The organism is Variovorax sp. FG153, assembly GCF_057809595.1.
The window spans coordinates 307165-321279 of sequence record NZ_JBMDKG010000002.1 but is presented as its reverse complement, the minus strand read 5'-3'; the positions used below and the strand labels follow the sequence as shown (position 1 = coordinate 321279).

10 protein-coding genes are annotated in these 14115 nt (G+C 69.3%); 5 read left to right on the top strand and 5 right to left on the bottom strand.

Annotation, left to right across the window (positions count from 1 at the left end; translation table 11 throughout):
• Positions 1-3: 3 nt before the first annotated feature.
• Positions 4-1134, bottom strand: a complete 1131-nt coding sequence (locus tag ACODT0_RS04695; RefSeq protein WP_057589543.1) for an aromatic ring-hydroxylating oxygenase subunit alpha — start codon at positions 1132-1134, stop codon at positions 4-6.
• Positions 1135-1415: 281 nt separating this feature from the next.
• Here ACODT0_RS04695 and xseB point away from each other — a divergent pair, with 281 nt between their 5' ends.
• From xseB to ACODT0_RS04675, 4 genes are all read left to right on the top strand, one after another.
• A complete protein-coding gene (gene xseB / locus ACODT0_RS04690; protein WP_057589545.1) occupies positions 1416-1682 on the top strand; it encodes an exodeoxyribonuclease VII small subunit in 267 nt (88 codons plus the stop codon).
• Positions 1679-2599 carry a polyprenyl synthetase family protein gene (locus ACODT0_RS04685; protein WP_261207951.1) on the top strand — a complete coding sequence of 307 codons (921 nt, stop codon included), beginning with the start codon at positions 1679-1681 and terminating at the stop codon, positions 2597-2599. Before xseB ends, ACODT0_RS04685 begins: the two co-directional genes overlap by 4 nt.
• Before the next feature lie 22 nt (positions 2600-2621).
• Positions 2622-4481 carry a 1-deoxy-D-xylulose-5-phosphate synthase gene (gene dxs / locus ACODT0_RS04680; protein ID WP_479671944.1) on the top strand — a complete coding sequence of 620 codons (1860 nt, stop codon included), beginning with the start codon at positions 2622-2624 and terminating at the stop codon, positions 4479-4481.
• Between the two features lie 403 nt (positions 4482-4884).
• Positions 4885-5967, top strand: a complete 1083-nt coding sequence (locus tag ACODT0_RS04675; protein WP_057589550.1) for a TRAP transporter substrate-binding protein — start codon at positions 4885-4887, stop codon at positions 5965-5967.
• A gap of 117 nt (positions 5968-6084) precedes the next feature.
• On the opposite strand, the gene ACODT0_RS04670 is transcribed toward ACODT0_RS04675, so the two are convergent.
• Positions 6085-7926, bottom strand: a complete 1842-nt coding sequence (locus ACODT0_RS04670) for a TRAP transporter large permease (RefSeq protein ID WP_489040724.1) — start codon at positions 7924-7926, stop codon at positions 6085-6087.
• Positions 7927-7944: 18 nt separating this feature from the next.
• Positions 7945-8568, bottom strand: a complete 624-nt coding sequence (locus ACODT0_RS04665) for a TRAP transporter small permease subunit (protein ID WP_057589552.1) — start codon at positions 8566-8568, stop codon at positions 7945-7947.
• Positions 8569-8773: 205 nt separating this feature from the next.
• Here ACODT0_RS04665 and ACODT0_RS04660 point away from each other — a divergent pair, with 205 nt between their 5' ends.
• Positions 8774-10033 (top strand): SUMF1/EgtB/PvdO family nonheme iron enzyme, encoded by a 1260-nt coding sequence (locus ACODT0_RS04660; RefSeq protein ID WP_261207920.1) that lies wholly within the window; start codon positions 8774-8776, stop codon positions 10031-10033.
• 12 nt (positions 10034-10045) lie between these two features.
• Here the strand turns inward: ACODT0_RS04660 and ACODT0_RS04655 are convergent, their stop codons facing one another.
• Entirely contained in the window at positions 10046-12367 is a 2322-nt protein-coding gene (locus tag ACODT0_RS04655) for an alpha/beta hydrolase (protein WP_261207896.1), read from the bottom strand.
• Positions 12368-12637: 270 nt separating this feature from the next.
• The gene (locus ACODT0_RS04650) at positions 12638-14077 is read right to left on the bottom strand and encodes an MFS transporter (RefSeq protein WP_261207894.1); all 1440 of its coding nucleotides are present in this window, start codon (positions 14075-14077) and stop codon (positions 12638-12640) included.
• Between the last annotated feature and the right edge of the window lie 38 nt (positions 14078-14115).

The window sequence follows — 14115 nt, the reverse complement described above, 5'->3', positions numbered from 1 at the left end:
GCCTCAGCCGGCGGCCTGCAGCTCGCGCCGGTACCACTCGTGGAACTGCTGCATGCCGTCTTCCATCGGGCTCTGGTAGGGGCCGGTCTCGTTGTCGCCGCGCAGCATCAGCGCGCGGCGGCCGGCGTCCATGCGCTCGGCGATCTCGTCGTCTTCCACGCAGGTTTCCATGTAGGCGGCGCGCTGGGCCTCGACGAACTCGCGCTCGAAGGCGACGATTTCCTCGGGGTAGAAGAACTCCACCATGTTGAGCGTCTTGGTGGGGCTGACCGGGTGCAGCGTCGAGACGGTGAGCACGTGCGGATACCACTCGATCATCACGTGCGGGTAGTAGGTGAGCCAGATCGCGCCGTACTTGGGCGGCTTGCCCTCGCGGTACTGCAGCAGCTGTTCCTGCCACTTCTGGTAGACCGGGCTGCCCGCGCGGCCCAGGCGGTTGGCCACGCCCACCGTCTGCACCGAGTAGTTGCGGTTGAACTCCCAGCGCAGGTCGTCGCAGGTGACGAAGCTGCCCAGGCCCGGATGGAACGGGCCGACGTGGTAGTCCTCGAGGTAGACCTCGATGAAGGTCTTCCAGTTGTAGTTGCACTCGTGCAGCTCGACGTGGTCGAGCGCGAAGCCCTCGAACGAGAGGTCGGCGCGCGGGCCCAGGCCGGCCATGTCGGCCGCGATGTCGCGGCCATTGGCCTCGAACAGCAGGCCGTTCCACTCGGTGAGCGGGTAGTTGTGCAGGTTCAGGCAGGGGTCCTGCGCGAAATGCGGGGCGCCGATCAGCGTGCCGGTGGTGCGCGCGTCGGCCGCGGCATAGGTCCAGCGGTGCAGCGGGCAGACGATGTTGCCGCCGGTGCGCGCGTCGAGTTCGCCGCGGCCCTGCAGGATCACGGCCTGGCGGTGGCGGCACACGTTGGAGATCAGTTCCACGCCCTTGGGCGTGTGGACCAGCGCGCGGCCCTGGTGCTCGTGGGGCAGCGTGTGGAAGTTGCCGGCCTCCGGCACGGCAAGGCGGTGGCCGACATAGCGGGGGCCACGGGCAAAGAGCGTTTCCATCTCGCGGGCGAAGAGCGCCTCGTCGAAATACGCGGAAACCGGAAGTTGGCTCGTGGCCTGCTGCAGTTGAAGACTTAAATCAGACATGGAGGACCTGACCAAGCTCCCCACAGGGAGGAAAACAAAATTGAAACGGAAGGTACCGACGACAGGAGAGGCGTGCCGGCCCGAGAGTTGCGCCGGCGTGACCGGCTGGGGGAGGGTGATTGTACCCGGGGGGCCTTCCTTGTGGCCCCTGGGGCTTTCACCCTGGTCGGGGCGGGCGTCCTGTACGGCCGTGCATGACGCCGCGGGCAGGTGTCGCGCAGGCCGTCGATGCGTCACTGGCCGAGACCTAAAATGCGCGGTTTCATCCTCGTTGCCCCCGCATGCCCAAGGTGCCTTCCTCTCCCGCGTCCAGTCCGGCGCCCACGCCCGACACGGGCCCGATGCCCGTCAGCTACGAAGCGGGACTCCAGGAACTGGAGCAACTGGTCGCGGAACTCGAATCGGGCCAACTGCCGCTCGACCGGCTGCTGGGCAGCTACCAGCGCGGCGCCGCGCTGCTGGCCTTCTGCCGCGACCGGCTGCAGGCGGTGGAGGACCAGATCAAGGTGCTCGACGCGGGCAGCCTCAAGCCGTGGGCCGCCGAATGACCGCGGCCACCACGTCCTCCGCCTGGGACCAGGCCCGCCTCGCGCTCTGGAGCCGCCCGCACCTCGAGCGCGTCGAACAGGCGCTGTCGGGCTGGGTCGGCGTCGATTCGCCGGTGCTGCTCGGCGAGGCCATGCGCTACGCGGTGCTCGACGGCGGCAAGCGGCTGCGGCCGCTCTTGGTGCTCGCGGCCAGCGAGGCGGTCGGCGGCAATGCGGCCGCGGCGCTGCGCGCGGCCTGCGCCACCGAGCTGATCCATGCCTATTCGCTGGTGCACGACGACCTGCCGTGCATGGACAACGACGTGCTGCGCCGCGGCAAGCCCACCGTGCACGTGAAGTTCGGCGAGGCCGATGCACTGCTCGCGGGCGACGCGCTGCAGGCGCTGGCCTTCGAGCTGCTCACGCCCGATGGCGACGAGGTGCCGCCCGCGATGCAGGCCACGCTGTGCCGCATGCTGGCGCGCGCCGCCGGCAGCCAGGGCATGGCCGGCGGCCAGGCGATCGACCTCGCGAGCGTGGGCGTGGCCTTGAACGAAGCGCAGTTGCGCGAGATGCACCGGCTGAAGACCGGCGCGCTGCTGCAGGGCAGCGTCGAGATGGGCGCGGCCTGCGGCACCGGTGTTTCGCCCGCGGCGCTGACCGCGCTGCGCGGCTACGGCGCGGCGATCGGCCTGGCCTTCCAGGTGGTCGACGACATCCTCGACGTGACGGCCGATTCGCAGACCCTCGGCAAGACCGCCGGCAAGGATGCCGCGGCCGACAAGCCCACCTATGTGTCGCTGCTGGGGCTCGAGGGAGCCCGGGCCCAGGCCTCGCAACTGCTCGACGACGCGCTCGCCGCGCTCGATGCGAGCGGCCTGAACGACACCGCGGCGCTGCGCGCCCTGGCCCACATGGTCGTCGCCCGCGACCGCTAGACAAGAACGAACACCACGATCCATGGCCGCTCCGCTGCTCCCCACGCTCCACGATCCGTCCCCCATCCGCCAGTACGACCGGGCCCAGCTCAAGCAGCTGTCCGACGAGGTGCGCGCCTGCGTGCTCGACAACGTCTCGCGCACCGGCGGCCACCTGAGCTCGAACCTCGGCACGGTGGAGCTCACGGTCGCGCTGCACCACGTGTTCAACACGCCGCACGACCGGCTGGTGTGGGACGTGGGCCACCAGACCTATCCGCACAAGATCCTCACGGGCCGGCGCGAGCGCATGCCCACCCTGCGCCAGCTCGGCGGCATCTCGGGCTTTCCGCAGCGCAGCGAGAGCGAGTACGACACCTTCGGCACCGCGCACTCGTCGACCAGCATCTCGGCCGCGCTCGGCATGGCCATGGCCGCCAAGCAGAAGGGCGAGGACCGCTTCACCGTGGCCATCATCGGCGACGGCGCGCTCACGGCCGGCATGGCCTTCGAGGCGCTCAACAACGCGGGCGTGTGCGACTGCCGGCTGATCGTGATCCTCAACGACAACGACATGTCGATCAGCCCGCCGGTGGGCGCGCTCAACCGCTACCTCGCGCAGCTGATGAGCGGCAACTTCTACGCCGCCGCCAAGAACGTGGGCAAGAGCGTGCTGCGCGCCGCGCCGCCGCTGTTCGAGTTGGCCAAGCGCTTCGAGCAGCATGCCAAGGGCATGGTGGTGCCGGCCACGCTGTTCGAGCAGTTCGGCTTCAACTACGTGGGCCCGATCGACGGCCACGACATCGACTCGCTGGTGCCCACGCTCGAGAACCTCAAGCACCTCGAGGGTCCGCAGTTCCTGCACGTGGTGACCAAGAAGGGCCAGGGCTACAAGCTTGCCGAGGCCGATCCCGTGGCCTACCACGGCCCCGGCAAATTCGATCCGCAGGTCGGCCTGGTCAAGCCCGCGTCGGCGCCCAAGAAGACCTTCACCCAGGTCTTCGGCCAGTGGCTGTGCGACACGGCGGCCAAGGACGGCCGGCTGGTCGGCATCACGCCGGCCATGCGCGAAGGCTCGGGTCTCGTCGAGTTCGAGCAGCGTTTCCCCGACCGCTACTACGACGTCGGCATCGCCGAGCAGCATGCCGTGACCTTCGCCGCGGGCCTGGCCTGCGAGGGCCTGAAGCCGGTGGTGGCGATCTACTCGACCTTCCTGCAGCGCGGCTACGACCAGCTGGTGCACGACGTCGCGATCCAGAACCTGCCGGTGGTGTTCGCGCTCGACCGCGCGGGCCTGGTGGGCGCCGACGGCGCCACGCATGCGGGTGCCTACGACATCCCGTTCCTGCGCTGCATCCCGAACATGAGCATCGCCTGTCCCGCCGACGAGCGCGAGACACGGCAGCTGCTGACCACCGCCTACGAGCAGGACCACCCGGTGGCCGTGCGCTATCCGCGCGGCGCGGGTGCCGGCGTCGAGCCGCACCTCGCGCTCGACGGCCTGCCCTTCGGCAAGGGCGAGCTGCGCCGCCAGGGAAAGCGCATCGCCATCCTGGCCTTCGGCACGCTGCTGTATCCGGCGCTCACGGCCGCCGAGGCGCTCGACGCCACGGTCGCCAACATGCGCTGGGCCAAGCCGCTCGACGTGGAACTGTTGCTCGAGGTGGCGCGCTCGCACGAGGCGCTGGTCACGCTCGAGGAAGGCGCGTTGATGGGTGGCGCGGGCAGCGCGGTGCTCGAGGCGCTGCAGGCCGCCGGCGTGCAGGTGCCGGTGCTGCAGCTGGGCCTGCCCGACCGCTTCATCGAGCACGGCGACCCGGCCAAGCTGCTGGCCTCGATCGGGCTCGACGCGCCCGGCATCGAGCAGTCGATCCGGCAACGCTTCGGCGCTGTCGCAGGGTAAACCCCCGCCGCCCGTGTGTAAGGGCGTTTTTACAATCGTCCAGGCCTGTCGATGCACAGGCCTTCAGAACGTGTTCATGGTCTTTTCATGGTGCCCGTTGCCCCGCAAAGCTGGCAGGTGCAAGGCGCAAAGCGCAGCCGGGCTGGTGGCCCGGCGAGCATTTGCAACGCCGCAGATGCCAGCTTTGCGGGGCAACCCGAAGGGCAAGGCAGCAAAGCGCCGCACTCGTCGTTGCGCACCTTGTCCAGGCATCAGCCTGGACGGCGGCGCGCGCCTAGATTGCGACGCTTTGCTGCCTTGCGGGCACCATGAAAAGACCATGAGCACGTTCTAGACTTACAAAAGTCCCCAACGCGGTCACAAGCCGCGTTTCGTTTTTCTTGAAGCACTCGGAGTGAAATCAATGGATCGTCGTTCCCTCATCAAAAACGCCGGCATCGCCGGCGTTCTGGCTGCCGGCATCGCGCCTGCCGTTCATGCGCAGGCCGCGGTGCGCTGGCGCCTGGCGTCGAGCTTCCCCCGCTCGCTCGACACCATCTTCGGCAGTGCCGAAATGCTTTCGAAGACGGTCAAGGCCCTGTCGGGCGGCAAGTTCGAGATCTCCGCGCACCCCGCGGGCGAACTGATGCCCGCGTTCGGCGTGGTCGATGCGCTGCAGGGCGACACTCTGGAGATGGCCCAGTCCGCAGCCTACTACTTCACCGGCAAGGATCCGATCTTCGCCTTCAGCTGCGCGGTGCCCTTCGGCCTGACGGCCCGCCAGACCGATTCGTGGAAAGAGTACGGCAACGGCCGCAAGCTGCTCGACGCCTTCTTCGCCAACTACAACTTCCGCACCGCCAGCGCCGGCAACACCGGCACGCAGATGGGCGGCTGGTACCGCAAGGAAATCAAGACCGTCGAGGACCTCAAGGGCCTGAAGATGCGCATGGGCGGCGGCGTGTTCGGCGAGGCGATGGCCAAGCTGGGCGTGGTGTCGCAGAACATGCCCGCCGGCGACGTGTACCAGGCGCTCGAGAAGGGCACGCTGGACGCGGCCGAATTCGTCGGCCCGCACGACGACGAGAAGCTGGGCTTCAACAAGGTCGCTCCCTACTACTACTACCCCGGCTGGTGGGAAGGCGGCGCTGACCTCGAGTTCTTCATCAACAACAAGGCCTACGCCAAGCTGTCGGACGAGAACAAGGCCATCCTCGATGCGGCCACCAAGGTGGCGGCGCGCGACATGATCGCCAAGTACGACGCCTACAACCCGGTCGCCCTGAAGAAGCTGGTGGCCGCCAAGACCCAGCTCAAGGCGTTCCCGAAGGCCGTGATGGATGCCGGCTTCAAGGCCTCGATGGACACCTTCGCCGAGCACGAGGCGAAGTCGCCCGAGTTCAAGAAGATCCACCAGGACATGCGCGCCTTCCAGCGCGACCAGATCCTGTGGAACCGCTTCTCGGAGTACCCGTTCAACCAGTACATGAACTCGGTCAAGATCTGAGTTCCACGGCCGGGAGGGCGCCAGCCCTTCCCGGACCGGGCCACGAAAAAGGCCGGCCGCTCGCGAGAGTGGCCGGCCTTTTTCCTGGGGGGCGCCCCGGAGGGCGCCGCCCGCGCGTCAGGGCTTCTTGTCGCCCTGCTTGAGCGCGTCCTCCATCGCCTTGAGCGGATCGCTCTCGGCCGGCTCGGCCGGGGGCGTCGGCGTTTCCGTGCCCTGCGGCGCGCCGGCATCGGGCGTGCTGCCCGGCGTCGCGTCGGGCGAGGCCGGCTGGTCGTTGCCGTAGGGCTCGGAGGACGGGGCGCCGTCTTCCGACTTCAGGCTGTCGCGCATCTGCGCGCCGATGTCCTCGAGGTTGACGTTGACCTCCTTGTCGAGGCTGCCGGTCACCAACTGCGGGAAGGCGATCAGGATGCCCACCATCGTCAGCTGGATCAGCACGAAGGGGATCGCGCCCTTGTAGATCTGCATCGTGGTCACGGGCTCCATGACCTTCTGCGTCACGCGGTCCACGTACTGCTTCTCGGGCGCGACCGAACGCAGGAAGAACAGCGCGAAGCCGAAGGGCGGGTGCATGAACGAGGTCTGCATGTTCACCGCCAGCAGCACGCCGAACCAGATCAGGTCGATGCCCAGCTTGTGGGCCACCGGCGCCAGCAGCGGCACCACGATGAACGAGAGCTCGAAGTAGTCGAGGAAGAAGGCCAGGAAGAACACCAGCACGTTCACCGCGATCAGGAAGCCCACCGGGCCGCCGGGCAGCGCCGACAGCAGGTGCTCGACCCAGATCGGGCCGTCGGCGGCCTGGAACACCAGGCTGAAGACCGTGGCGCCGATCAGGATGAACATCACGAAGCTCGAGAGCTTGGTGGTCGAGGCCAGGCCCTGCTTGAGCAGGGTCATGTTCATGCGCCCGCGCAGCCAGGCCATGACCAGCGCGCCCACCGCGCCCATCGCGCCGCCTTCGGTCGGCGTGGCCACGCCCAGGAAGATGGTGCCCAGCACCAGGAAGATCAGCAGCAGCGGCGGGATCAGCACGAAGGTGACGCGCTCGGCCAGCCGCGACAGCAGGTTGAGCTTCAGGCCCTTGTTGACCAGCGCGATCACCAGCGCGACGAACACGCCGCCGCACATGGCGACCACGACCTTCTCGTCGGTCGCGACCGAGGTCACTTCCTCGCCCTGGAACCAGGTGTGCACGGCCGCCATGTTGCGCGCCAGCACCACGGCCACCACGGCCGAGAGGGCCGTGAGCGCCACCAGCGAGACATAGCCGCCGCTGCCGTTGGGTTCGCGGAAGGTGCGTGCCTCGGGCGGCAGCGCGGGCACCTGCGCGGGCTTGAAGATCGCGAGGAAGACCACGTACAGCACGTACAGGCCCATCAGCATGAAGCCGGGCAGGAAGGCGCCCTTGTACATGTCGCCGACGCTCTTGCCGAGCTGGTCGGCCATGATGATCAGCACCAGCGAGGGCGGGATGATCTGGGCCAGCGTGCCGGAGGCTGCGATGACGCCGCTGGTGAGCCGCCGGTCGTAGCCGTAGCGCAGCATGATCGGCAGCGAGATCAGGCCCATCGAGATGACCGAGGCCGCCACCACGCCGGTGGTGGCCGCCAGCAGCGCGCCGACGAAGATCACGGCCAGCGCCAGGCCGCCGCGCATCGGGCCGAACACCTGGCCGACGGTGTCGAGCAGGTCCTCGGCCATGCCGCTTCGCTCGAGGATCAGCCCCATGAGCGTGAAGAAGGGGACCGCCAGAAGCGTGTCGTTGGCCATGATGCCGATGAGCCGCTGGGGCAGCCAGGCCATCACCGAGGACTGGAACACGCCCAGTTCGATGCCGATCAGGCCGAAGAACAGACCGCAGGCGCCGAGGCTGAAGGCCACGGGAAAGCCCAGCAGGAGGAAGCAGATCAGCCCCGCGAACATGATCGGGGCGAAGTTGGCGACGATGAATTCCATGGTGTGTGTCTGGTGCGCTCAGTGCTGCGGCTTGGCCGAGGTGCCGGCCTTGGCGGCATCCGCCTCGGCCTGCAGGCGCAGGGCTTCGATGAGTTCGGCCTCGGCCGTCTTGTCGGTCAGGCGGCCCATGGGATCGGGTCCCTGGCCGCGCAGGAACGCGATGCGCTTGATCAGTTCGGACCAGCCCTGCAGCAGCAGCAGCACGAAGCCCACCGGCAGCGCCGCCCACACCGGCCAGCGGATCAGGCCGCCGGAATTGCCGGACACCTCGCCCGACTGGTACATCTGGATCACCACCGGGGTCGAGAGGTAGAGCACCGCCAGGCACAGCGGCGTGAGGAAGAAGGCGAAGCCGATGATGTCGATCCAGACCTGCTTGCGCTTGGACAGGCGGCTGTTGACCACGTCGATGCGCACATGCTCGCGGTGCAGCAGGGTGAAGCCCGCGGCGATCAGGAACGACCACGCGAACAGATACCACTGGACCTCGAGGAACGCGTTCGAGCTGGTGTTGAAGACCTTCCGCACGAGCGCGTTGACGGCGCTGATCACGGTGGCGGCCAGGATGAGCCAGATGGCGTATTTGCCCACTTGGGCGTTGAGCCAGTCGATGGCCCGGGACAGCTTGAGCAAGCCTTGCATCACATCTCCATTTTTGTAGTGGAAGCCGCCCCGATACGAATGCACCCGACGCACCGACGTTGTGCGCCGGCGGGTCGGGTGCGGGGAAGCGGGCTGAATTCTAATGAACTACCCCGGGGATTACCTTCAGGGGCTACCCCGGGGGCGGTGGCCATAATGGGCCATGGCCCAGACACCGCGCCCCGCGTCCGACCCGGCGGTTTCCATGCCCGCCAGCATCGACTCCCCCGACATGCTCCGCGCCGGCCGCGAACTGCTGTCGCTGGCGCTGATCGATGCGCGCAACCACACGCTGCACCTGCTGTCGCTCTACGAGCAGGCGCTGGGCTCGGCCGCGCTGCCGGTGCCGCCCGAACTGCAGCGCGAGGAGGGCATGCAGCCGCCGGTCTGGCTGGCCGGCCACATCGGCTGGTTCGCCGAATGGTGGATCGGGCGCAACACGCAGCGTGCCTTCGGCGCCGACTGTCCGGTGCGACCGACGCGGCTCGCGGCCATCGATCCCGGGGCCGACGACTGGTGGAACCCCGCGCAGATCGGCCCCGAGCGCCGCTGGGCGCCCGGGCTGCCGGACCTGGCCCAGACCAAGGCCTACCTGCTCGAGACGCTCGAGAGCACGCTCGAACTGCTCGAGCATGCGGCCGAGACCGATGCGGGCCTCTACTTCTACCGCCTCGCGCTGTTCCACGAGGACCTGCGCGGCGAGCAGTTCGTGGTGATGGCGCAGACCCTCGGGCTGCCGCTGGGCATCGAGCAGGCGCCCGTGAGCGTGGTGCGCGAGCCGCTGGCGCTGCCTGCCACGCGCTGGGAGCTGGGCCGCGGCGAGGCCGGCTTCGCCTTCGCGCAGGAGCGCGGCGCACACCGCGTCGACGTGCCGGAGTTCGAGATCGATGCCCAGCCGGTCACCTGGAACCAGTTCACCGAATTCGTCGACGACGGCGGCTACGACCGCGAGGAGCTCTGGCACGGCGAGGGCTGGCGCTGGCTGGCCGCGCAGGCCGAGGGCCGGCGCGGGCCGCGCCACGTGGAGCAGATCGGCGCGGCGCGCAGCGCCACCGGCGGCTCGGTGCTGCAGCAGCGCTTCGGCGCCACCGTGCGCGCGGCCGGCCACCACAGCGCGGTGCACCTGAGCTGGTGGGAGGCCGATGCCTGGGCCCGCTGGGCCGGCCGCCGCATCGCGACCGAGGTCGAGTGGGAGATCGCGGCGCATGCCGCGGCGCGGCGTGGTTTCCGCTGGGGCGACGTGCACGAATGGACCGCGGGCACGCTGCAGCCCTGGCCCGGCTACCGCGCCGATCCTTGGAGCGGCGGCGGCGAGTTCGATCCCGCCGCGGGCTTCGGCCGCGCGCGCGTGCTGCGCGGGGCCTCGTTCGCCACGCGCGCGCGGCTGCGCTCGATGCGGCGGCGCGGCTTCGCGCTGCCGTGGCGCGACGACGGCTTCCTGGGCTTCAGGACCTGCGCGCTGTAGCCGGCGTGGCGTTCAGTCCATCCGCTGCAGCTGCACGTCGGTGACGGCCACGCTGCCCGAACCCTTCGGGAAGCGCAGCGTGACCTGCCGGATGTGCGCGAGGTCCACGCCATGCAGCGCGAAGGCCTTCAGCGGAACCGCCACCATGTTCAGCAGCGGCCGGGTGGTGCCCGTGTCGGCATAGATCGCGTCCTCGGGCGCGTCGACCAGCGGGATCGCGCCGTCGGGCTTGCGCGCGATCCCGTAGAGCGCATCGCTGAAGTCGCTGCCCTTGAGCGCGGCCTTGCGGCCCTGCGTGTCGACGAGCGCGATCTCGACCTCCTGGCCGATCGGGGCCAGCACGGCGACGCGCACGCTCAGCGTGTCGAAGCCCTGGGTTGAAAGATCGCCGGTGTCGATGGCCATGACGGGGCCGGCCGCTTCCCATTGCAGCTGGGCCTGATCCGTGGTCGACCAGGTCAGCAGGGTTTTGCCGTCGTACGAGGATGGGCGGTACAGCTCGCCTTCCTTGAACAGGCGCTCGACCGGGCGCTGGCTCAGCGGATCGGTGCAGGCCGCCTTGCGGCCGCCCAGCAGGCCGTCGATGGCCAGGAACTGGCATTGGACGGTCGCCTCGAAGCGCTCGTAGCGCGTCGCGAGTCCGCTCGCATTCCTGGCGCTGGCATCGGCGTTGCGGAAGTCCTGGAGCAGCTTGCGCTGGGTGGCGGGCTGGTGCACCGTCAGCACGACGCGCTCGTCGCACTGGCGCTCGCCGGCCGGGCAGCCCGCGGAAGGAATGGGCGCCTGTCCCTTCCAGTACGGCGCGAACTGGAACTCGTCGCCCACGAAGTAGCGCAGGAACGACTGCATGAGGAACTCGCCGTTGCGCCGCTGGTCGTCGGCGCCGAGCCGCAGCGTCTCGATCTTTCCCGCCTTGCAATAGAGCGGCGCGTTCTTCTCGGAATCGTCGTTCTCGGACCAGTGGTCGTTGTAGAAGTTGTGGTTGGCGCCTCGCACGACCACCTGGTATTTGGGCGCGGTCTCGTCCGCCGCCGTGTTGCGGCTGTCGTCGAAGATCTGCGCGCCCGGCATGTTGTAGACGTCGCCGTCGCAGGTGGGCAGCAGCGTCGCGAACGGCACGTAGGTCACGTTCGACAGCCGCCGCGCGTTGATCGGCGCCAGCGAGAAGACCGCGCGGATCCGGTGCGGCGGCTCGCTGCCCGATGGCAGCAGCACGCCCGATTCGCGCAGGGCCTCGGGCGAGGAGACCTGCTCCAGCCACGCGCTGCTGCCCGCATTGATGAGCTTCGGCATCGAGCTCGCGTCCCGGAAACGGGCGCTGGCCTTTTCCAGCGCGGCCTTCTCCGCGTCGAGCACCGCCTGGGCCGCCGCGACCTGTTCGCTCCATCGCCGCAGGTCCTGCTTCAGCGCCTCGATCACCGCAGGCGCCGCGGGCGGCGACTGGCCCTGCATCGCCGTGAGCGCGGCCTGCGCCATGATGAGCTGCACGGTCAGCTGGCTGACGGTGGCCGAGGCGGCCTCGACCCGCTTCTGGATCCGCGCCTGCTCGGCCTCGGCGAGCGCGGCCGCCTGGCGGATCTCGCGCGCGGCTTCGACGTTCTGGTAGCTGATGCCGATGCGCTGCCGGTTCAGCTCGACCGCGTAGGCCACCGCCTCGGCGCCTCGGGAGTGGCCGACGATGCCCACGCGGTCGAGGTCCAGCTTCCCCTTGAGCCCGGGCAGTTCGACGCCGTTGAACACGCCCGTCGCATTGCCGGCGCGCAGCAGGTCGAGCGTGGTCATCAGCAACTGGCCGCGCGCGAGCGCGCCGGCGTCGGATGCGTTGATGTTGTTGAGGCCGTTGATCTTGCCCGCGTCGATCGAGAAGGCCACGTAGCCGTTCTCGGCCAGGCCCTTCTGCAGGTAGTCGTAGCCCTTGGCGTTGTTGAGGTCGGAGGCGTCGTGCATGCCGTGCAGGAACACCACCACCGGATGGCCGCCGGCGGCGGAGGGTTGCACCTTCGACGCGCCCGGCGCACCGGCCTGAGCCATCGGATAGCGCACCGTGCCTCGCAGCGGCACGGTATAGATCACGTCCTTGTACTGGGCATCCGACACCGCCGTGGTGCCGAAGCCGTAGACGATCTGCTCCGACGACAGGTAGCTGCCTTTTTCCCCGAACGGCACGGTCGAGGTGAAGCGCGTGATCGCCGTGGGGTCCGCCGGGTTGGGCGGCGCGGTCACGGAGATCGTCGGCGCGGGGTCGGCGGGTGCGATGGGCGGGACCGCGAGCGGCCGCACGGCCGTGTCATCGCCGCCGCCGCATCCGCTCGCGAGCACGCAGGCCAGGAGCATCGCGCAGGCTGCCGCCGCGCGTGTCGAACGCTTTGTTTTCAATTGCTTTCTCCCAAGATTTCTTAAGAATCGAGGCGAATCGCGACGGGGTTGCAACGCGCCTCTGGCGATGTCCGGATCGCGAAAGCAATGAATCGAAGACGGGGGCGTCGACGTTTGTAGGAGTCCTGCATCTCGCGGTGCGGACCGCGAGGCCGAAGCAAGTCACATGCCTTGCCGGTGCCGTGCCACGGTGCAGACGCAACCGCGTGGCGATGGCCGCGCCGGGCCTCAGCGCTCGCCGCCGTGCTCGGAGGCCAGCGGCGGTGCCACTTCCTCGAGCGGCTTGCGTTCCGCGTCGGCCGCATAGCGCAGCGCGAGCAGCCCGGCCACCACCACCAGCACCGAGGCCAGGCAGTAGCCGACCATCACCGCGCCGCGGCTGCCGGTCTCGATCAACAGGCCGAACAGCAGCGGCGCCGCGAAGCCGCCCGCGCCCATGCCGATGGCATAGAAGATCGCGATCGCCATCGCGCGCATCTCGAGCGGGAACACCTCGCTGACCGTGAGATAGGCCGAGCTCGCGGCGGCCGAGGCGAGGAAGAACACGGCCGACCAGCACAACGCCTGGCTGCGCGCATCGAGCCAGCCCTGCATGAAGGCCCAGCCGGTGAGGGCCAGCCCCACGCCCGCGAGCACATAGGTCAGCGCGATCATGCGGCGCCGGCCCACGCTGTCGAACAGCGGGCCCAGCAGCAGCGGCCCCAGCACGTTGCCGAGCGCGAACGGGAAGATGTAGAGCGCCACGCTGGCCTCGGGCACGGCGTAGAAGCGCGTCAGCACCAGCGCATAGGTGAAGAAGATCGCGTTGTAGAAGAAGGCCTGCGCGATCATCAAGGCGAGCGCGACCACGCTGCGCTGCCGGTAATGCTGCAGCAGCACGCGCGCCACCTGCCGCATCGGCGGGCTCTCGCGGCGCGCGGCCGTGTAGTCGACGTAACTGCGCGGCGCGGACAGCGGCCCGTGCTGCGCCGAGACTTCGGCCTCGATGGCGCCGACGATGCGCTCGGCCTCATCGGCGCGGCCGTGCGCAATCAGCCAGCGCGGGCTCTCGGGCACATGGCGGCGCACCAGCAGGATCGCCACCGCGAGCACCGCACCCAGGCCAAAGCCGGCGCGCCAGCCCCACACCGGACCGATCACGCGCGCGTCGAGCAGCACCAGGCTCAGCCCGGCGCCGAGCGCGGCGCCGATCCAGAAGCTGCCGTTGATCGCGAGGTTGACGCGGCCGCGCACGCGCGCGGGGATCAGCTCGTCGATGGCCGAGTTGATGGCCGCGTACTCGCCGCCGATGCCCAGCCCGGTGACGAAGCGGCACAGCGCGAAGAAGGCGAAGTCGGGAGAGAAGGCCGTGGCCAGCGTGCCCAGCGTGTAGACCACCAGCGTGACCAGGAACAGCTTCTTGCGTCCGAGCCGGTCGGTGAGCCGGCCGAACAGCAGCGCGCCGAGCACGGCGCCGGCCACGTAGATCGAGCCCGAGAGGCCGATCTCGCCGGCCGTGAGGCCGAGCGTGTCGGGCCGCTCGAGCACGGCGCCGATCGAGCCCACCAGGGTGACCTCGAGGCCGTCGAGCACCCAGGCCACGCCGAGGGCGATCACCACGCGCCAGTGCCAGCGCGACCAGGGCAGGCGGTCGAGGCGGGCGGGGATGTCGCTGCGCAGCGCCGTCATGTGCCCGATTATGGGAAGCGTGCCGTGCCCCGCGTTGT